This window comes from Streptomyces tricolor, assembly GCF_002155905.1.
Classification (GTDB): domain Bacteria; phylum Actinomycetota; class Actinomycetes; order Streptomycetales; family Streptomycetaceae; genus Streptomyces; species Streptomyces tricolor.
On record NZ_MUMF01000048.1, the window covers coordinates 1 to 17,945 of the forward strand.

Genomic DNA, 17,945 nt, shown 5'->3' on the forward strand with positions numbered 1-17,945 from the left:
GGCCGCGCTCGCCGCGCCGGAGAAGGCGCCCGGCGGGGCGGCCGTACTGCGGCGCATCGGGCGGCGGTACCGGAACCTGCCGGTGTTCCTCGTCATGGCCGAGGAGGGCGTGCGGGAGCTGCCGCTGTGGGTGTCGGAGACGGTCGTCGGGTACGTGTGGCCGCTGGAGGACACCCCGGGGTTCATCGCGGGCCGGATCACCAGTGCCGCCCGCGCCTACCGGGAGGACGTGCTGCCGCCGTTCTTCCGGGCGCTGCGCCGGTTCCACGACGCCCACGAGTACTCCTGGCACACCCCGGCCCACTCCGGCGGCGTGGCCTTCCTCAAGTCGCCCGCGGGGCGCGCCTTCCACGACTACTTCGGTGAGCGCTTGTTGCGTTCCGATCTGTCGATCTCGGTGGAGGAGCTGGGCTCGCTGTTCGAGCACACCGGTCCGATCGGGGAGGCGGAGCGCAACGCGGCCCGCGTCTTCGGGGCCGACCTCAGCTACTTCGTGCTGCACGGCGATTCCACCTGCAACCGGCTGGTCGGCCACTTCAGCGTCACCCGGGACGAACTCGCCCTGGTGGACCGCAACTGCCACAAGTCGGTGCTGCACGGGCTGGTGGTCTCCGGCGCCCGGCCCGTCTACCTGGTGCCCACGCGCAACGGGTACGGCCTCGCGGGGCCGCTGCCGCCGGCCGAGCTGGCGGCGGAGTCGATCGCGGCCCGGATCGCCGAACACCCGCTCGCCGAGGGCGCGCTGTCGCGGGAGCCGCAGTACGCGGTGTTCACCAACTCGACGTACGACGGGCTCAGTTACGATGCCGTACCGGCCGCGAAGGCGCTCGCGGCCAGTACGCCCCGGGTGCACTTCGACGAGGCGTGGTTCGCGTACGCCCGCTTCCACCCGCTGTACCGGGGGCGGTACGGCATGTCGGTGGACGCCGAGGCCATCCCCGGCCCGGAGCGGCCGACGGTCTTCTCGACCCAGTCCACGCACAAGCTGCTGGCCGCGCTGTCCCAGTCGGCGATGGTGCATGTGCGGCCCGCGCCGCGGGCGCCGGTGGAGCACGACCGGTTCAACGAGGCGCTGATGATGCACGGCACCACGTCGCCGCTGTACCCGATGATCGCCTCGCTGGACGTGGCGACGGCCATGATGGACGGGCCGCAGGGCGAGTGGCTGGTGGACGAGGCCGTGACGGAGGCGATCCGGTTCCGCCAGGAGATGGTGCGGCTGGGGCGGCGGGTGGCGCGGGCCGGGGACCGGCCGCCGTGGTTCTTCGGGGTCTGGCAGCCGGAGGAGGTCACCGACCCGGTGACGGGCGAACGGCTGCCCTTCGACGAGGCCCCGTCGGAGCTGCTGCGCACCGAGCAGTCCTGCTGGCTGCTGGAGCCCGGCGCCGCCTGGCACGGCTTCCCCGGGCTGACCGAGGGCCACTGCATGCTGGACCCGGTCAAGGTCACGCTGACCTGCCCCGGCATCACCGCCACCGGCGAGATGGCCGAGGAGGGCATCCCGGCGCGGGTGCTGACGGCCTATCTGGCGACCCGGAACATCGTGGTCGAGAAGACCGACAGCTACACCACGCTGATCCTGTTCTCCATGGGCATCACCAAGGGCAAGTGGGGCACGCTGCTGGACGCCCTGATGGACTTCAAGGCCCTGTACGACTCCGACGCCCCGCTCGACCGCGTCCTGCCGGAGGCGGTCGCCGCGCACCCGCGCCGCTACTCCGGTCTGACCCTGCGGCAGCTGTGCCAGGAGATGCACGACCAGCTGCGCTCGGTGCGGCTGGTGGAGCTGCTGGACACGGCGTTCCAGCGGCTGCCGGATCCGGTCTTCCCGCCGCAGCACTGCTACCAGCGGCTGGTGCGGGGCGGTACCGAGCGGGTGCGGATCGCCGACGCGGCGCACCGGGTGGCGGCGGCGATGGTCACGGTCACCCCGCCCGGCATCCCCGTCCTCATGCCGGGTGAGTCCACCGGCACCCCCGACGGCCCCCTCCTGCGCTACCTCACCGCGCTGGAGACCTTCGACCGCCACTTCCCCGGCTTCCGCAGCGAGACCCACGGGGTGACGATCGACGAGGACAGCGGGGACTACGAGATCGAGTGCCTGCGCCCGGAGTGAGGCGGGAGCCGCGTATCCTCCGTCCATGCCGAACACGGGGGCGAGCGGTACGGAGACGATGCTGTCGGCGGGCGGGACCACGGCCCGGTTCGACGGGGTCCGGCTCCAGGTCGTCCGGGGCCGGACGACCTGGACCCTGCCCGTGCGGGCCCTCCGGTCCGCGGAGGCGACACCGGCGGGCGGGCTGCGGATACGGATCAGCGGTCCGCCGGGGCACGCCGCCGGGCACGGGCTGGGGGCTTCCGTGGAGCTGCGGGCCCCCAACGCGCGGTCCGCGCAGGCGTTCCTGGCCCAGCTGACGGCCGCGCTGGCGGCGACCGAGCCCGTGGCGGACGGGCACGCTCTGGTGCGGGTCGAGCGGCGGCAGCCGCCCCGGCGCGAGCTGGGTCCGCGCGCGCGGGCCGTGGTGCGGATCGCCCGTGTCGTGCCGGTGTACGGGCTGGTGCTGTTCCTGCTGGGTCTGGTCAGCCCCCTGGACGCCGGTACGGCCGCCGCGACGCTGGTCGCGGGCGGTGTGCTGGGCCTGGCCGGCGGCGTCCCGCTCTGGCGGGCGGCCCGGCGGGTGCGCTCGCTGTGGCTGCTGCGCAGGCGCGGTGTCGGCGTGGTCGGCGAGGTGACCGGTTACGTCCGCATCTGGGACAAGGGAGGGCACCTGTGGGTGTTCTCCCGGATGTCGTTCACCACCCTCGACGGACAGCGGATGCGGGACGTCCCCTCCGTCGTCACCGTCTGGGGCTTCGCGGACAGGGCGTACGCCGGGCCGGTGGACCTCGTCTACGACCCCGAGCACCCCGCCCGCGCCAGCCGCCCGCTCACGGTCGGCTTCGCCTTCCGCACCCTGCTCCTCGCGGCCGTGGCGGCGCTTCCCGCGGCGGGCTCCGTGGCGTGCGTCCTGCCGAACCTGCCCTTCTGAACACCGCGGCCGGCCCACCCGCCGGCGGACCGGCCCCCGCGCGCGCTCGGGCTAGAGCACAGGAAGGTTCTTGCGCAGCTCGAACGCGGTGACCTCCGAGCGGTACTCCTCCCACTCCTGCCGCTTGTTACGCAGGAAGAAGTCGAAGACGTGCTCGCCGAGGGTCTCGGCGACCAGGTCGCTGCGTTCCATGAGGGTGAGGGCCTCGCCGAGGTTCTGCGGGAGGGGTTCGATGCCCATCGCGCGGCGCTCGGCGTCGGAGAGGGCCCAGACGTCGTCCTCGGCGCCGGGCGGCAGCTCGTAGCCCTCCTCGATGCCCTTCAGGCCGGCGGCCAGGAGGACGGCGTAGGCCAGGTACGGGTTGGCGCCGGAGTCGAGGGAGCGGACCTCGACGCGGGCCGAGCCGGTCTTGCCGGGCTTGTACATCGGGACGCGGACCAGGGCGCTGCGGTTGTTGTGGCCCCAGCAGATGTAGGAGGGGGCCTCGCCGCCGGCGCCGGCCGTGCGCTCGGAGCCGCCCCAGATGCGCTTGTAGGAGTTCACCCACTGGTTGGTGACCGCGGAGATCTCCGCCGCGTGCCGCAGCAGGCCCGCGATGAAGGAGCGGCCGACCTTGGAGAGCTGGTACTCGGCGCCGGACTCGTAGAAGGCGTTGCGGTCGCCCTCGAAGAGGGAGAGGTGCGTGTGCATGCCGGAGCCGGGGTGCTCGGAGAAAGGCTTCGGCATGAACGTCGCCTGGACGCCCTGCTCCAGCGCCACCTGCTTCATGACCAGGCGGAACGTCATGATGTTGTCGGCCGTGGAGAGCGCGTCGGCGTAGCGCAGGTCGATCTCCTGCTGGCCCGGCGCGCCCTCGTGGTGGGAGAACTCCACCGAGATGCCCATCGACTCCAGCATGGTGATCGCCTGGCGGCGGAAGTCCATGCCGACGTTGGTGGGCGTGTGGTCGAAGTAGCCCGAGTTGTCGGCGGGGGTCGGGCGGGAGCCGTCCAGGGGGCGGTCCTTCAGCAGGAAGAACTCGATCTCCGGGTGGGTGTAGAAGGTGAAGCCCAGGTCGGAGGTGCGGGCGAGGGCGCGCTTCAGCACGTACCGCGGGTCCGCGAAGGACGGGGAGCCGTCCGGCATGAGGATGTCGCAGAACATCCGGGCCGTGCCCGGGGTCTCCGCGCGCCACGGCAGCACCTGGAAGGTGGAGGGGTCCGGCTTGGCGATCATGTCGGACTCGTAGACCCGGGCGAAGCCCTCGATGGCGGAGCCGTCGAAGCCGATGCCCTCGTCGAAGGCCTGTTCCAGTTCGGCGGGGGCCACGGCGACGGACTTGAGGAAGCCCAGCACGTCCGTGAACCACAGGCGTACGAACCGGATGTCGCGCTCCTCCAACGTCCGGAGCACGAACTCCTGCTGCTTGTCCATCTTCCGCTTCCCCATCCTTGCTGGTCAGGCCGCCTGTCCCCCGTACCACGGGAGGCGGTCGGGCACCTGAGCATCCCACCACAACACCATTTCACGCGCGTTGCGGACCTCGATCGCGGACGCGTCCCGGTGCTGAACGCCTCTCGTACGGCAGGTGTACTGCGCTCTCGCCCATCTTGCCTGCTCGGACCGACATCCGTAACGGGCGATTCCCTTCCCGTGGGGAACGGCGGTGAGCGACACCACTCCCGTTTAATTTGCATCTCAGATGCAAGTTTTCATAGCGTGCCGATCAGCCGAGTTCTCCGAGGAGTCCCGATGCTGACCGAGCAGTCCGCAGCCACCGTCCGCGCCACCCTGCCCGCCGTCGGAGCGGCCATCGGCGAGATCACCGAGCGCTTCTACACGCGCCTCTTCGACGCCCACCCCGACCTGCTGCGCAACCTCTTCAACCGCGGCAACCAGGCCGCCGGCACCCAGCGCCAGGCCCTCGCCGGCTCGATCGCCGCCTTCGCCGCGCACCTGCTGGACCACCCCGACGACCGGCCGGACGCGATGCTCGCCCGCATCGCGCACAAGCACGCCTCCCTGGGCGTGGCCCCCGAGCAGTACCGGGTCGTCCACGAGCACCTCTTCGCCGCCCTCGCCGAGGTCCTCGGCGAGGCCGTCACGCCCGAGGTGGCCGCCGCCTGGGACGAGGTCTACTGGCTGATGGCCAACGCGCTCACCGCGATCGAGAAGCGGCTGTACGAGGAGAGCGGCGGCCCCGGCTTCCGCGCCTTCCGGGTCGAGGAGCGCATCGAGGAGACCCCGGACGTCGTCACCTTCCGGCTGCGGCCGGCCGACGGCGGCCCGGTGGCCGGCTTCCGCGCCGGGCAGTACGTCTCCGTCCGCGTGGCGCTGCCCGACGGCGCCCGGCAGATCCGGCAGTACAGCCTGTCCGGGGCGCCCGGCGAGGCGGTGCGCCGGATCAGCGTCAAGCGCGTGTACGGCGAGGCCGCGCCCGACGGCGAGGTCTCGAACCACCTCCACGCGCGCGTGCGCCCCGGTGACGTCCTGGAGCTGTCCGAGCCGTACGGCGACCTGGTCCTGGCCGGCGCCCCGGACACCCCGCTGCTGCTCGCCTCGGCCGGGATCGGGGTGACCCCGATGATCGCGATGCTGGCCGACCTCGCGGCCGGCGGCCACCGCGCCCCGGTCACCGTCGTGCACGGCGACCGCTCCCCCGCCGACCACGCCCTGCGCGCCGACCACGCGGCCTACGCCGGCAAGCTGCCCGGCGCCTCCGTCCACTTCTTCTACGAGCGGGACGCGGGCCGGACCGCCCGCACCGGCCTGGCCGACCTCACGGACATCGCCGTGCACCCCGGCACGCGCGCGTACCTGTGCGGCCCGCTGCCCTTCATGCGCGCGATCCGCAGCCAGCTGATCGAGAAGGGCGTGGCCCCCGCCGACATCCACTACGAGGTGTTCGGCCCGGACCTGTGGCTGGCGCGGGACTGAGCGTCCCGTAGGAGCGCGGGGCTGTGTCCGATATGCGGGCTACCGCCGCGTGGGCGCGACCCGCCACGACGGCGCGGCAGCCGCCGGACGACCCCACGTGGCGGGTCGCGGTGCGCTCAGACCGACTCCGGCCCCTTGGCAATCCCGAGCAGCAACGGCCCCGTCGGCTCAGCCACGATCTCGGAGATCGTGACCGGGTCCAGCGCGGCGAAGAACGCCTCCTGGGCTCCCCGCAGGGCGCCCCGCAGGCGGCAGCCGGAACGCAGCGGGCAGGCCGGCGTTCCCTGCGTGGCCCCCTCGCAGTCCACCACGTCCCCGTCGCCCTCGAAGGTCCGCACCACCGCGCCCACCGACGCCGTACGGCCGCGTTCCGTCAGCGCCAGCCCCCCGCCCCGGCCGCGCCGGGCGTCGACCAGACCGAGGCGCTGGAGTTCGGCGACGACCTTCGCGGCATGCGTGTAGGGGACGTCCATGTCCGCGGCGACCTGGCGGGTCGTGGGCGTGGCGTCGGTGACGACGGCGAGTCGCATCAGGACGCGCAGGGCCAGGTCGGTGGAGCGCAGCAGCCGCATACCGCGAGCGTAGGTAATGCGCATCCCGGCTTCAAATTACCCGGTTCCCGCGCTCGCCCTACGGAAGTGCGCCCCCCGCGCATTACGATCAGCGGGCCCCACCGTCCACGTCCCCTTCTCCAGAAGGACACGCCTCATGGGTTCCGGCAAGAACAACAGCACCGCGGCGCGCAAGGCGCGCATCGAGGAGATGCGGCGCGCGGAACGTGCCCGCGAGCGCCGTAACCGGGTGCTCACCATCGCCGCCAGTGTCGTGGTCGTCGTCGGTCTCGTCGTCGGCGGTGTGGTCCTGGTGAACACGCAGGGCGACTCCGGCCCCGACAAGGACCTGTCGTCGCCGAGCGGCGACGCCAAGGGCTCCGGGAACACCGGGCACTTCACCACCGGCAAGGACGGCGTGAAGACCTGGTCGGGCAAGCTGGCCCGGACGCATGTGACGACCAAGGTGTCGTACCCGATGCACCCGCCGGTCGGCGGCAACCACAACCCGGTCTGGCTGAACTGCAACGGCGACGTCTACACCGAGCCGGTGGCGAACGAGAACGCCGTGCACTCGCTGGAGCACGGCGCGGTCTGGGTGACGTACACCGGCAAGGCGCCGAAGGCCGACGTCGACGCGCTCGCGGCCAAGGTGAAGAAGACGCCGTACTCGCTGATGAGCCCGTACGAGAACCAGGACGCCCCGCTGCTGCTGTCGGCCTGGGGCCACCAGGTGGCGGTGAAGAGCGCGAAGGATCCGGAAGTGGACAAGTTCTTCGCCGCCTATGTGCAGGGTCCGCAGACGCCCGAGCCGGGCGCCTCGTGCACCGGCGGGGTCATGAAGTGAGGCGGCGGCACGTCGGCTGGATCGCCTCGGCCGCGGCGGCGGTGCTCGTCGCGGCCGGCGCGATCACCTACGCGGTCGCCGGGGACACCGGCGGACCGGACACGGCGACGCCGGGCGCGGAGTCCGCCGACGCGGGGTTCGCGCGGGACATGGCCGTGCACCACCAGCAGGCCGTCGAGATGTCGTACATCGTGCGGGACCGCACGAAGAACGAGGAGGTGCGGCGGCTCGCGTACGACATCGCGCAGACCCAGGCCAACCAGCGCGGGATGCTGCTGGGCTGGCTGGACCTGTGGGGGCTGCCGAAGGTGTCCGCCGAGCCGCCGATGACCTGGATGGGCATGCGCGGCATGGCCGACGGCAAGGACGGCGCGCTGATGCCGGGCATGGCCACGAACACCGAGCTGAAGAAGCTGGGTTCGCTCAGCGGCGAGCAGGCCGAGATCTTCTATCTCCAGCTGATGACGGACCACCACAAGGGCGGCGTCCACATGGCCGAGGGGTGTGTCGCCAAGTGCACCGTCGGCGTGGAGAAGCGGCTCGCGCAGGGCATGGTCGAGGCGCAGGAGTCGGAGATCGAGCTGATGGCCGGGATGCTCAAGGAGCGGGACGCAAAGGCTCGTTGAGCCCCGTGGATCAGGGAAGCCCTGATCTTGATCGTCTCTTGACTTCCGCGTTCCCCTGACATGAACGGTTCATCGAAAGAGTGGGCCCCCATCGTGATCCATCGCAGGGGGTTCCATGAGATCCAATCGCGCCACCGTGCGCGCCGGCGTGAGCCTGGCAGCGGCACTGCCCATGATCGTCGGCACGCTGGCGCTGGGCATACCCGCGGCACACGCCGCGGACGGCCCCGCCCGGGACGTGCTGAAGGGCACCAGGCCGCTGTGGGCCACGGCCTCGGCGGACAAGGGCGCGACCCCGGACAGCGCGCGGGTCGAGGCCCGTGTCTACCTGGCCGGGCGGGACCGGGCCGGCCTCGCCGCCTACGCCAGGGCGGTGTCCGACCCCGGCTCCCCGCAGTACGGCAAGTTCCTGAGCGCCGAGAAGGCACAGGCCCGCTTCGGTGCCACCAAGGCCCAGGTGGCCGCCGTGAAGTCCTGGCTGACCTCGTCGGGCCTGACCGTCACCGCGGTCACCCCGCACTACGTCGCCGTCTCCGGAGACGTGTCCGCCACGGAGAGGGCCTTCGGCACCCAGCTGCACAACTACACCAAGGGCGCGAGGACGTACCGCGCCCCGGCCCGGACGGCCTCCGTCCCCGCCGCCCTCCAGGGCGCCGTCCTCACCGTCACCGGCCTGGACAACGCCCCGCACAAGGCGCACCACGACGACCGACTCCCGCCGCCGGACGCGGTGTTCAAGAACGCCGGGCCGTTCTCGTCGTACTACGGCTCGAACGTCGCGACCGGCCTCCCGGACGCGTACGGCTCGAAGGTCCCGTACGCGGTCAAGGGCTACACCGGCAAGCAGCTGCGCGCGGCGTACGGCGCGGGCACGTACACCGGCCGCGGGGTCCGCATCGCCGTCACCGACGCGTACGCCTCCCCGACGATCGCCTACGACGCGGGCACGTACGCGGTGAAGAACGGCGACGCGCCCTGGAAGACCGGGCAGCTGCACCAGGTCCTCCCGAAGAACTACACGAAGACCGAGGAGTGCGGGGCGGCCGGCTGGTACGGCGAGGAGACCCTGGACGTCGAGGCGGTCCACGCGGTGGCCCCGGCCGCCGACATCACCTATGTGGGCGCGGCCTCCTGCTACGACGACGACCTCCTGGACTCCCTCAGCAAGATCGTCGACAACCACCTGGCCGACATCGTCTCCAACTCCTGGGGCGACGTCGAGGCCAACCAGACGCCGGACCTCGCCGCCGCCTACGACCAGGTGTTCCAGCTGGGCGCGGTACAGGGCATCGGCTTCTACTTCTCCTCCGGCGACGACGGCGACCAGGTCGCGGCGTCCGGGGTCAAGCAGGTCGACACCCCGGCCAACTCCGCCTGGGTGACCGCGGTCGGCGGCACCTCGCTGGCCGTCGGCAAGGGCGAGAAGTACCTGTGGGAGACCGGCTGGGGCACCCTGAAGGCGTCCCTCTCGGCCGACGGCAAGAGCTGGGAGGGCTTCCCCGGCACGTTCACCTCCGGTGCGGGGGGCGGCACCAGCAGGACGGTGCCGCAGCCGTACTACCAGAAGGGCGTCGTCCCGAAGTCGCTCGCCACGGCCAACAGCGCGGCGGGCAACCGCGTCGTCCCGGACATCGCGGCCATCGCCGACCCGAACACCGGGTTCCTGGTGGGCCAGACCCAGACCTTCCCCGACGGCTCGCAGCGGTACAGCGAGTACCGCATCGGCGGCACGTCGCTGGCCGCCCCGGTCATCGCCGCGGTCCAGGCCCTGGCCCAGGAGGCCCGGGGCGGCAAGCCGCTCGGCTTCGCCAACCCGGTGATCTACGCCAAGTACGGCAAGAAGGGCGTCTACCACGACGTCACGGACAACCCGACGGGGTCGGGACTGGCTGTGGCGCGGGTCGACTTCGCGAACGGGTACGACGCGGCGGGTGGCCTGCTGACGTCGGTGCGGAGTCTGGGCAAGGACAGCTCGTTGGCCGCGGTGAAGGGGTACGACGATGTGACGGGGGTCGGCTCGCCGGCGGGCGGGTACGTGCAGTCGTTCCGGCGACGCTGAGCCGACCGAGTCGCTTCGCTGAAGGGGCGTGGGGTGCCGGGCACCTCACGCCCCTGCGGCGTCACGGGGTCTTGAGGGAGGCGATGAAGGGAGTCCAGGCGGCGGAGGTGAGGAGGAGGGTGGGGCCGCTGGGGACCTTTGAGTCGCGTACGGGGACGAGGTTGGGGATGTTGGAGGCTACTTCGACGCAGTTGCCGCCGCTTTCGTTGCTGTAGCTCGACTTGCGCCAGAGGGCGGCGCCGGGGAAGTCGCTGGCTACTTCGACGCATTCCCCGCCGTCACCGTTGCTGTAGCTGCTCTTGAACCAGAGAGCGTCACTCAAGTCGATCCGGTTGCTTGCCATTTCGGTAATCCTCTGCCGCGGCCTTGATCATGGCGAGGGACGTGTCTGGTGACAGCGCGACGGCCCTGAGCCGATCGTATGCCTTGCGGTACTGCTTCACGAGGGCCGGATCGTCGATGGTGTCCCCGCTGTACGACGCCTCGGTGTAGATCAGCGGTGGAGCGTCCGGGAAGTCCATGACCATGATGGACGCGGCCATCAGGGGATACGCCCCGCACGTCCGCGGAACGATCTGCGGAGTGATCCGGCGCCGCTCGGCCAAGCCCACAACTCGATCCAACTGTGCGGCCATCTCCAGCGGGGGGAGGATCGGGTCCGCGATCAGCGACTCGTGCAGGACCGCCCAATACTCCGGGGTGGAGTGATCCTCCTCGAAGAGCCGGGCGCGGGCGAGACGGGCCGTCACCTTCTCCTCGACCCACTCCTCGGAGGCTGCCGGGTGGGCAGAGCGGACCAGCTCCCGCGCATAGGGCGCCGTCTGTAGCAGCCCAGGGAAGATGATGGGAGACCACAGCTCGATGGACTCCGCATGCCTCTCCGCCTCCAAAGCCTTCTCAAAGTACGCGGCGTGCGGCCCCCTCCGCGCCCTCCGCACATCCTCGCAATGCCGCTCGAAGAACCCGTCCGTCCCCAGCACCCGATCCGCATGCCGGGCCAGGTCGATCGGCATCCTCCGCTCCCCGCGCTCGATGTCGCTGAGGTACGTCTTGCCGTAGAAGCTGCCCTCAAGGAATGCCTCCAACGACAGCCCCGCCGCCTCCCTCTTCCACCGCAACTCCTTGCCGTAGAAGGTCGGCACGCTCATCGAGCCGTCGATGTCCTTGCCCCGAGCCACCGCTCACTCTCCTCCGCTGCCCTGGTCGCGAACGCGAAACCTCTTTCACGGTAGCGAGCCCGGCGACAGTCTGTGAGGCGTTCGTCACAGACCGCACAAGAAGGTGCAGCTCCCCATGCCCGACCACTCCCCCACCGCCCACGACGTCACCCTGTGCGTCGAAGAACTCCGCGGCGCCCTCGCGCTGCACGGCATCACGCTTCCGTCGCTCGGGGTCGACCTGCCGAGCTTCGCCGGTACGTACACCCCGCCCGCCGGACTCGTCTCGCTCGGGAACTGCAACACGACCACGGCACGGGCACTCGCCGCCGTGCTGCGGAAGGCGGCGGCCGAGTGAGGACGACGCTGGAATTCGAGCTGCTCGCCACGCCGAAGGCCGCGCCGGACCTGCGCCACCACCTCCGGGAGCACGGCTTCGACGTCCGCCTGTGCGCGACGGAGCTGCTGACCAACGTCATCGACCACCTGGGCGAGGGCACACCGGTGACCGTGCGCGTCATCGGTGCGGCGACGCGTCACGGCCGTACCCGCATCGAGGTGACCGACCCCGACCCGCGCGCGTTGCCCGTCCTGCTGTCCGCCACGGCGGCGGACGAGTCGGGGCGGGGTCTGGCGCTCGTGAACGCGCTCGCCGAGCGGTGGGGCGTGGAGCAGGGGCCGGACCGCAAGACGGTGTGGTGCGAGCTGAGGAACTGAGGCGGGGCACGGGTGCGGGGCGGCGGCACACCGCCGGCCCCGTCACCGGCCCGCAGAGCTGCTGTGCGGCTCAGCGGCCCCTCAGCGGTGCAGCGCGCCCGATTCCTCCGGGACGTGGGAGGTGATCACCCGGCCCGTCGACGGAGTCTCCCGGCGGCGGTCCACCGCGTACGCCACGCTCGCCACGCCCAGGCCCAGGACCGCCAGGGCCGCGCCCGCGAGGGCCGGGGACGTCGTACCGAAGCCCGCCGCCAGGGACAGGCCGCCGATCCAGGCGCCGCCGGCGTTGGCCAGGTTGAAGGCCGCCTGGTTGGCCGAGGAGGCGAGGGAGGGGGCCGCCGCGGCCTTCTCCATCACCATCAGCTGGAGCGGGGAGCCGGTCACGAACGCCGCCATGCCCAGCAGGGTCACCGCCACGGCCGCGCTCCACTCCGCCCGCATGAGGAGGGGGAACAGCAGGAGGACCGCGCCCAGCGCCGTCAGGCCGCCGAAGAGGGTGGCCCGCAGCGAGTGGTCCGCCAGGCGTCCGCCCAGCAGGTTGCCCGCGGTGGCACCGACGCCGAAGAGGGCCAGGAGCAGGGTCACGCTCGTCTCCGCGTAGCCGGCCGCGTCCGTCAGCATCGGCGTGACGTAGCTGTACGCCGCGAAGAGCGCGCCGAAGCCCGCCACCGTCGTACCGAGCGCCAGCCAGACCGGGACCGACCTCAGGGCCGCCAGTTCGCCGCGCAGGCCCGTCGCCGTCGCCGCGTGGTTCCGGTCGTGCGGGACGAGGAGGGCCAGGGAGGCGATCGCGGCCAGGCCGATCGCGCTCACCGCCAGGAAGGTGGCCCGCCAGCCGAGGTGCTGGCCCATGAGGGTGGCGGCGGGGACGCCGGCGATGTTGGCGACGGTCAGGCCGAGGAACATCAGGGACACCGAGCGGGCCTTGCGCTCCGGCGGGACCATCGCGGTGGCGACGACCGCGCCGACGCCGAAGAAGGCGCCGTGCGGCAGGCCGCTCAGGAAGCGGGCGGCCAGCAGCGACGCGTTGCCGGGGGCCAGCGCGGACAGGGCGTTGCCCGCCACGAACAGGGCCATGAGGGAGATGAGCACCGTGCGGCGGGACATGCGGGCCGTCAGCGCGGCCAGCAGCGGCGCGCCGATGACCACGCCCAGTGCGTACGCCGAGACCAGGTGGCCGGCGGTGGGGATCGAGATGTGCAGGTCGTCCGCGACGTCGGGCAGCAAGCCCATCATCACGAACTCGGTCGTACCGATACCGAAAGCGCCGACGGCCAGTGCGAGCAGGGCCAGGGGCATGAAGGGCCTGTGCCTTTCGAAGCGGGGGGAGCGGAGTTCCGTACAAGGTTATGTTCAAGCTCGGAACAAAGGCTCTCAGGCCCGGTATTCCTGCCGGTTACGAGGACGTGTCCAGCTTCACACGGGCCGCCACCGGCAGGTGGTCGCTGTCCGTGCGCGGCAGCGTCCAGCTGCTCTCCGGCTCGACGCCCTTGACCATGATCTGGTCGATGCGCGCCATCGGGAACGACGCCGGCCAGCTGAAGCCGAAGCCGCTGCCCGCCGCGCCCTGCGTGGAGCGCAGCTGCGAGGTGACGGCGTTGAGCGAGCGGTCGTTCATCGTACCGTTGAGATCACCGAGCAGGACGACACGCTGCACGGACTCGTCCGCGATGGCCTCGCCGAGCGCGTCGGCGCTCTTGTCGCGCTGCCGGGCGGTGAACCCGGCCTCCATCTTCACCCGCACCGAGGGCAGGTGGGCGACGTAGACCGCGACCGGGCCCCGGGGCGTGGCGACCGTGGCGCGCATCGCCCGCTTCCAGCCCAGCTTGATGTCCACGGCCTCGACGCCGGTCATCGGATACTTGCTCCACAGCCCGACCGTGCCGACCACCGCGTGGTACTTGTACGTCGGCGCGAGCGCCTTCTCGTAGACGGGTACGGCGGAGGCGGGCAGCTCCTCCAGGGCCAGGACGTCGGCGCCGGACGCGGCCACGTCGGTCGCGGTCGCCGCCGGGTCGGGGTTGTCGGCGTTGACGTTGTGGGTGGCCACCATGAGGTCGCCGCCGCTGCCCGCCTTGTCGGTGAGCAGCCCGCCGAAGAGGTTCAGCCAGACGGCCGCCGGGAGGACGACCGCCAGCAGCGCGGTGGCCGACCTGCGGATCAGGCCGAGCACCAGCAGCACCGGGATGGCCAGGCCCAGCCAGGGCAGAAACGTCTCGGTGAGCGAGCCGAGGTTGCCCACCGCGTTGGGGATGTGGGCGTGCACCAGCATCACCAGGGCGAGCAGCAGGGCCAGGACGGCGAGGACGATGCCGCGCCGCCAGATCCGCGGATCGTTCCGCCAGCCGGTGAGCAGGCGGTGCGTGAGGCGCCGAAGCCGGGATCCCGGTCGCTCGGGCTCCGAGCCGCCGCCCACCGTCTCCGTCATGTACGCCTGCTGCGCCATACCGTCTGCCTCACTGCCTGCCGTGCACACCGTTCGCCCCCCGTGCTGCTTCCGACCCTAGGGGATGATCGGCTCCGTTCCCGCCGTCCCATGACGGCCGTACGGAAGACGAGGACGAACGAGCCGGGGCGGCGAGTTCCGGCTGCCCCGGGACGGACGGCGTCTGTGACGAAACGCGCACACGAGTGCTACGAGGCTGTCGACCTGACGGGTCGTAGGCCCTCCAGGACCGTGTCGACGATGCGCCCCGGGAGGCTCTCCGGCAGGTCGGCGTCGGGGCGCATCACGGAGCGGACGAGCATGGGGCCGACGAACATGTCGTTGGCCAGGTCCAGGTCGACGTCCGCCCGGATCTCGCCGTTCTCCTGTCCGCGGCGCAGCACCTCCAGGGCCATGACGCGCCGGGGCTCTATGACGCTCGCGTGGTACGCCGCCCAGATCCTGGGGGCGGACTTCATCTGGGCGTACACGTTGTGCAGGATCGCCGAGGAGCGGCTGACCAGTCCGCGCCGGCGCAGGGACTCCAGCAGCACGACGAGGTCGTCGCGCACGGAGGTGCCGGGGAGTTCGGGGTCGGGGGGTTCGGCGGCGCGTACGACGTCGACGAACAGTTCCTCCTTGCCGCTCCAGCGGCGGTAGATGGTGGCCTTGCCGACCCCGGCCGTGCGCGCGACCCGCTCGATGGACAGCTCGGCGAGGGGCACGCCCTCCTCCAGGAGCTTCATCACGCCTTCCAGGATGGCGCGTTCCACGGCTTCGCTGCGCGGGCGGCCCCGGGCGGGTCCGTCCGGGCGTGGCCGGCTCTCGGCAAGGCTCACTCGTTCCGTCCTTTCACTGCGCTACGGGAATTGTCCCGCAGCCGCCTCCTTCCCCCGTGGCATCGCGGCCGGTGACGCGTGCGGTCAGTCCCCGACCGCGACCAGCTCCGCCTCCGCGCTGTCCTGCCGAGCGGCCGGCGGCTTGCCCGGCAGGAACAGGGCGGTCACCACGGCGCCGATCAGCGCGACGCCCGTACCGCACAGGGCGGTGACGTGCATGGCGTGCAGGAAGGCGTCGTGGGCGGGGGTGACCAGGGCCTCGCCCCGCGGGCCGAGCTTCTCGGCGACGCCGAGGGTGGCCTCGATGGACTCGCCGGCGGTGTCGCGCAGGCCCGGCGGCAGCAGGCCGAGCTTGTCCTCGATGCCGTTGCGGTAGGAGCTGGCCAGCACCGAGCCGAGGACGGCGAGGCCGAGGGCGCCGCCGACCTGGCGGAAGGTGTTGCTGAGCGCGGACGCGGAGCCGGCCTTCTCGCGGGGCAGGGCCTGCATGATGACGACGGAGGTCGGCGTCATGATGTGGGCCATGCCGGCGCCCATGAGGAAGAAGACGACCTCCAGCAGCCAGATGGGCGTGTCGGCCTCGAACCCGGCGAACGCGGCCAGCGTCGCCGCGATGACCACCAGGCCCGCGGTGGTGGTGACCTTGTTGCCGAACCGGTCGACCACCAGCCGGGCGCGTGGCGCGAAGATCAGCTGGGCGGCGGCGAGCGGCAGCATCAGCAGGCCGGACTCCAGCGGCGAGTAGCCGCGCACGCTCTGGGTGTAGAAGACGCCGAAGAAGGTGACGCCCATCAGCGCGAAGAAGACGAGCGCGATGGCGCTCATGGCGGCGGAGAACACCTTGTTGCGGAAGTAGGTGACGTCCAGCGACGGGTGGTCGCTGCGCTTCTCGAAGACGACGAAGGCGGCCAGGACGGCGAGGCCGGCGATGATCGTGGCCAGCACCTTGGTGTCGGTGAAGTCGGCCAGCTCGCCGCCCTCGATGATGCCGTAGACGAGCAGGGTCAGGCCGACGACGGACAGGACCACGCCGATGGGGTCCAGGCGGCCGGGGCGCGGGTCGCGGGAGTCGGGGACCAGCCAGGCCATCAGGACCAGCGCGATGATCACGATGGGCACGTTGACGAGGAAGACCGAGCCCCACCAGAAGTGGTCGAGCAGCGCGCCGCCGGTGATCGGGCCGATGGCGATGGCGAGGCCGACGCCGCCGGCCCAGATGCCGATGGCCTTCGGCTGCTCCTCGCGCTCGAAGACGTTCATGAGGACGGCGAGGGTGGCCGGCATGACGAAGGCGGCACCGATGGCCATCACCGCGCGGTAGGCGATCAGCTGGCCCGGCGAGCCGGACTCGGCGGCGAGGGCGGAACCGATGCCGAACACGAGGATGCCGCCGAGCAGCACCTTCTTGCGGCCGATCCGGTCGCCGACGAGTCCGGCGGTGAACAGCAGGCCGGCGAAGACGAGGGTGTAGGCGTTGATCGCCCACTCGATCTCGCTCTGGGTGGCGCCGAGGCCGGTCGGCGCGGGGGTGGCGATGGTCTTGACGGCGACGTTCAGGATGGAGTTGTCGAGCACCACGATGAGCAGGCTGAGCATCAGCACACCGAGGATCGCCCAGCGGCGCCGGTGCACCGCTTCCGGTATGCGGGAGGCAGGGACGGGACTTGTCATGTGTTCGAGCCTACGGCCATTTCGATACGGAACCGTCTCGTATCTTATTTCTTTACCAAGGTCTTACCGCCGCGCAGGCTTACCGGGGGGACCCCTGGCCCCGAATGGCACGAGGTGCCACCATGGAGTCGATCCGGGGACGCCGTCAGGGCGCCTCGAGATGACTGAAGGAGCCGTTGCCATGACGCAGCTTTCGGCTGCCCAGAACAAGCCTTCCGACGGCAGCAAGGCGCTGTACGGGGGGAAGGGCACCCGCCGCATCACCGTCCGCGACATCGCCCTCGCCAAGGAGCGGGGCGAGAAGTGGCCCATGCTCACCGCCTACGACGCGATGACCGCGTCCGTCTTCGACGAGGCCGGGATCCCGGTGATCCTGGTCGGCGACTCGGCGGGCAACTGCCACCTCGGGTACGACACGACCGTGCCCGTGACCCTCGACGAGATGTCCATGCTGTCGGCCGCCGTGGTCCGCGGCACGCAGCGCGCCCTGATCGTGGGCGACCTCCCCTTCGGCTCCTACCAGGAGGGCCCGGTGCAGGCGCTGCGCTCGGCTACCCGGCTGGTGAAGGAGGCCGGGGTCGGCGCGGTCAAGCTGGAGGGCGGCGAGCGGTCGCACGAGCAGATCCGGCTGCTGGTGGAGTCCGGCATCCCGGTCATGGCCCACATCGGGCTGACCCCGCAGTCCGTCCACGCGATGGGCTACCGCGTGCAGGGGCGCGGCGAGGAGGCGGCGCAGCAGCTGCTGCGCGACGCCAAGGCCGTGCAGGACGCGGGGGCGTTCGCGGTGGTGCTGGAGCTGGTTCCGGCGGAGCTGGCGGCCGAGGTGACGCGGGTGCTGCACATTCCCACCGTGGGGATCGGGGCCGGGCCGGAGACGGACGCGCAGGTGCTGGTGTGGACCGACATGCTGGGGCTGACGTCCGGGCGGGTGCCGAAGTTCGTGAAGAAGTACGCCGACCTGCGTGAGGTCATGGGCGACGCGGTGAAGGCGTTCGCGGAGGACGTCGTCGGCGGGGGCTTCCCGCTGGAGGAGCACTCCGTCCACTAGCCACTGCGGCACCACCGGGCAGCCCGCCGATCATCCCCCGTCGGCGGGCTGCCCGGTGGT

General features: G+C 71.6%; 17 protein-coding genes. 9 read left to right on the forward strand and 8 right to left on the reverse strand.

Annotated elements, in window-relative coordinates; genetic code table 11:
* Together CCN44_RS04020 and CCN44_RS04025 are read left to right on the forward strand one after the other, a co-directional pair.
* Positions 1-2,116: Orn/Lys/Arg family decarboxylase (locus CCN44_RS04020; RefSeq protein WP_107502042.1), on the forward strand; the 2,116-nt coding region annotated here is incomplete at its 5' end.
* A gap of 25 nt (positions 2,117-2,141) precedes the next feature.
* Positions 2,142-3,029 carry a hypothetical protein gene (locus tag CCN44_RS04025; protein ID WP_143649609.1) on the forward strand — a complete coding sequence of 296 codons (888 nt, stop codon included), beginning with the start codon at positions 2,142-2,144 and terminating at the stop codon, positions 3,027-3,029.
* Positions 3,030-3,080: 51 nt separating this feature from the next.
* Here CCN44_RS04025 and glnA read toward each other — a convergent pair whose 3' ends face one another.
* Entirely contained in the window at positions 3,081-4,442 is a 1,362-nt protein-coding gene (gene glnA, locus CCN44_RS04030) for a type I glutamate--ammonia ligase (RefSeq protein ID WP_059248994.1), read from the reverse strand.
* 318 nt (positions 4,443-4,760) lie between these two features.
* On the opposite strand from glnA, the gene CCN44_RS04040 reads away from it, so the two are divergent.
* Positions 4,761-5,945, forward strand: a complete 1,185-nt coding sequence (locus CCN44_RS04040; protein ID WP_086696870.1) for a globin domain-containing protein — start codon at positions 4,761-4,763, stop codon at positions 5,943-5,945.
* A 116-nt stretch (positions 5,946-6,061) separates the two neighbouring features.
* Here the strand turns inward: CCN44_RS04040 and CCN44_RS04045 are convergent, their stop codons facing one another.
* Positions 6,062-6,517, reverse strand: a complete 456-nt coding sequence (locus CCN44_RS04045) for an RrF2 family transcriptional regulator (protein WP_086696871.1) — start codon at positions 6,515-6,517, stop codon at positions 6,062-6,064.
* Between the two features lie 136 nt (positions 6,518-6,653).
* Between CCN44_RS04045 and CCN44_RS04050 the strand changes: the two genes are divergently transcribed.
* The 3 genes from CCN44_RS04050 (at position 6,654) to CCN44_RS04060 (ending at position 10,028) form a co-directional block, all read left to right on the forward strand.
* Positions 6,654-7,343, forward strand: coding sequence for a DUF3105 domain-containing protein (locus CCN44_RS04050; protein ID WP_059248997.1), 690 nt, complete (start codon positions 6,654-6,656; stop codon positions 7,341-7,343).
* Positions 7,340-7,969: a DUF305 domain-containing protein gene (locus tag CCN44_RS04055; protein WP_086696872.1), complete on the forward strand. Its 630-nt coding sequence runs from the start codon at positions 7,340-7,342 to the stop codon at positions 7,967-7,969. Before CCN44_RS04050 ends, CCN44_RS04055 begins: the two co-directional genes overlap by 4 nt.
* 115 nt (positions 7,970-8,084) lie before the next feature.
* A complete protein-coding gene (locus CCN44_RS04060; protein WP_086696873.1) occupies positions 8,085-10,028 on the forward strand; it encodes a S53 family peptidase in 1,944 nt (647 codons plus the stop codon).
* 61 nt (positions 10,029-10,089) lie between these two features.
* On the opposite strand, the gene CCN44_RS04065 is transcribed toward CCN44_RS04060, so the two are convergent.
* Positions 10,090-10,371 (reverse strand): DUF397 domain-containing protein, encoded by a 282-nt coding sequence (locus CCN44_RS04065; protein WP_086696874.1) that lies wholly within the window; start codon positions 10,369-10,371, stop codon positions 10,090-10,092.
* Positions 10,343-11,206, reverse strand: coding sequence for a helix-turn-helix domain-containing protein (locus CCN44_RS04070; RefSeq protein ID WP_237482293.1), 864 nt, complete (start codon positions 11,204-11,206; stop codon positions 10,343-10,345). The genes CCN44_RS04065 and CCN44_RS04070 overlap by 29 nt, the downstream gene beginning before the upstream one ends.
* A 115-nt stretch (positions 11,207-11,321) precedes the next feature.
* Between CCN44_RS04070 and CCN44_RS04075 the strand changes: the two genes are divergently transcribed.
* On the forward strand, positions 11,322-11,543 hold the full coding sequence (locus CCN44_RS04075) for a hypothetical protein (RefSeq protein ID WP_059249001.1): 222 nt from the start codon (positions 11,322-11,324) through the stop codon (positions 11,541-11,543).
* On the forward strand, positions 11,540-11,902 hold the full coding sequence (locus tag CCN44_RS04080) for an ATP-binding protein (protein WP_223283916.1): 363 nt from the start codon (positions 11,540-11,542) through the stop codon (positions 11,900-11,902). Before CCN44_RS04075 ends, CCN44_RS04080 begins: the two co-directional genes overlap by 4 nt.
* 81 nt (positions 11,903-11,983) lie before the next feature.
* Here CCN44_RS04080 and CCN44_RS04085 read toward each other — a convergent pair whose 3' ends face one another.
* From CCN44_RS04085 to CCN44_RS04100, 4 genes are all read right to left on the reverse strand, one after another.
* Positions 11,984-13,201, reverse strand: a complete 1,218-nt coding sequence (locus CCN44_RS04085) for an MFS transporter (protein WP_086696875.1) — start codon at positions 13,199-13,201, stop codon at positions 11,984-11,986.
* A 97-nt stretch (positions 13,202-13,298) separates the two neighbouring features.
* Entirely contained in the window at positions 13,299-14,348 is a 1,050-nt protein-coding gene (locus CCN44_RS04090) for an endonuclease/exonuclease/phosphatase family protein (RefSeq protein ID WP_059249004.1), read from the reverse strand.
* A 188-nt stretch (positions 14,349-14,536) separates the two neighbouring features.
* On the reverse strand, positions 14,537-15,166 hold the full coding sequence (locus CCN44_RS04095; protein WP_189397233.1) for a TetR/AcrR family transcriptional regulator: 630 nt from the start codon (positions 15,164-15,166) through the stop codon (positions 14,537-14,539).
* Between the two features lie 84 nt (positions 15,167-15,250).
* Entirely contained in the window at positions 15,251-16,837 is a 1,587-nt protein-coding gene (locus CCN44_RS04100) for an MFS transporter (RefSeq protein WP_189397231.1), read from the reverse strand.
* A gap of 181 nt (positions 16,838-17,018) precedes the next feature.
* On the opposite strand from CCN44_RS04100, the gene panB reads away from it, so the two are divergent.
* Positions 17,019-17,885 carry a 3-methyl-2-oxobutanoate hydroxymethyltransferase gene (gene panB / locus CCN44_RS04105; RefSeq protein ID WP_059249007.1) on the forward strand — a complete coding sequence of 289 codons (867 nt, stop codon included), beginning with the start codon at positions 17,019-17,021 and terminating at the stop codon, positions 17,883-17,885.
* Positions 17,886-17,945 lie beyond the last annotated feature (60 nt).

Excerpts from the sequence above, each read along its gene's own strand:
- CCN44_RS04040 (WP_086696870.1), top strand. The coding sequence starts at position 4,761 with ATGCTGACCGAGCAGTCCGCAGCCACCGTCCGCGCCACCCTGCCCGCC.
- CCN44_RS04075 (WP_059249001.1), top strand. The coding sequence starts at position 11,322 with ATGCCCGACCACTCCCCCACCGCCCACGACGTCACCCTGTGCGTCGAA.
- CCN44_RS04090 (WP_059249004.1), bottom strand. The coding sequence starts at position 14,348 with ATGGCGCAGCAGGCGTACATGACGGAGACGGTGGGCGGCGGCTCGGAG.
- CCN44_RS04060 (WP_086696873.1), top strand. The coding sequence starts at position 8,085 with ATGAGATCCAATCGCGCCACCGTGCGCGCCGGCGTGAGCCTGGCAGCG.
- CCN44_RS04085 (WP_086696875.1), bottom strand. The coding sequence starts at position 13,201 with ATGCCCCTGGCCCTGCTCGCACTGGCCGTCGGCGCTTTCGGTATCGGT.
- CCN44_RS04050 (WP_059248997.1), top strand. The coding sequence starts at position 6,654 with ATGGGTTCCGGCAAGAACAACAGCACCGCGGCGCGCAAGGCGCGCATC.
- CCN44_RS04045 (WP_086696871.1), bottom strand. The coding sequence starts at position 6,517 with ATGCGGCTGCTGCGCTCCACCGACCTGGCCCTGCGCGTCCTGATGCGA.
- glnA (WP_059248994.1), bottom strand. The coding sequence starts at position 4,442 with ATGGACAAGCAGCAGGAGTTCGTGCTCCGGACGTTGGAGGAGCGCGAC.
- CCN44_RS04065 (WP_086696874.1), bottom strand. The coding sequence starts at position 10,371 with ATGGCAAGCAACCGGATCGACTTGAGTGACGCTCTCTGGTTCAAGAGC.
- panB (WP_059249007.1), top strand. The coding sequence starts at position 17,019 with ATGACGCAGCTTTCGGCTGCCCAGAACAAGCCTTCCGACGGCAGCAAG.
- CCN44_RS04100 (WP_189397231.1), bottom strand. The coding sequence starts at position 16,837 with ATGACAAGTCCCGTCCCTGCCTCCCGCATACCGGAAGCGGTGCACCGG.
- CCN44_RS04025 (WP_143649609.1), top strand. The coding sequence starts at position 2,142 with ATGCCGAACACGGGGGCGAGCGGTACGGAGACGATGCTGTCGGCGGGC.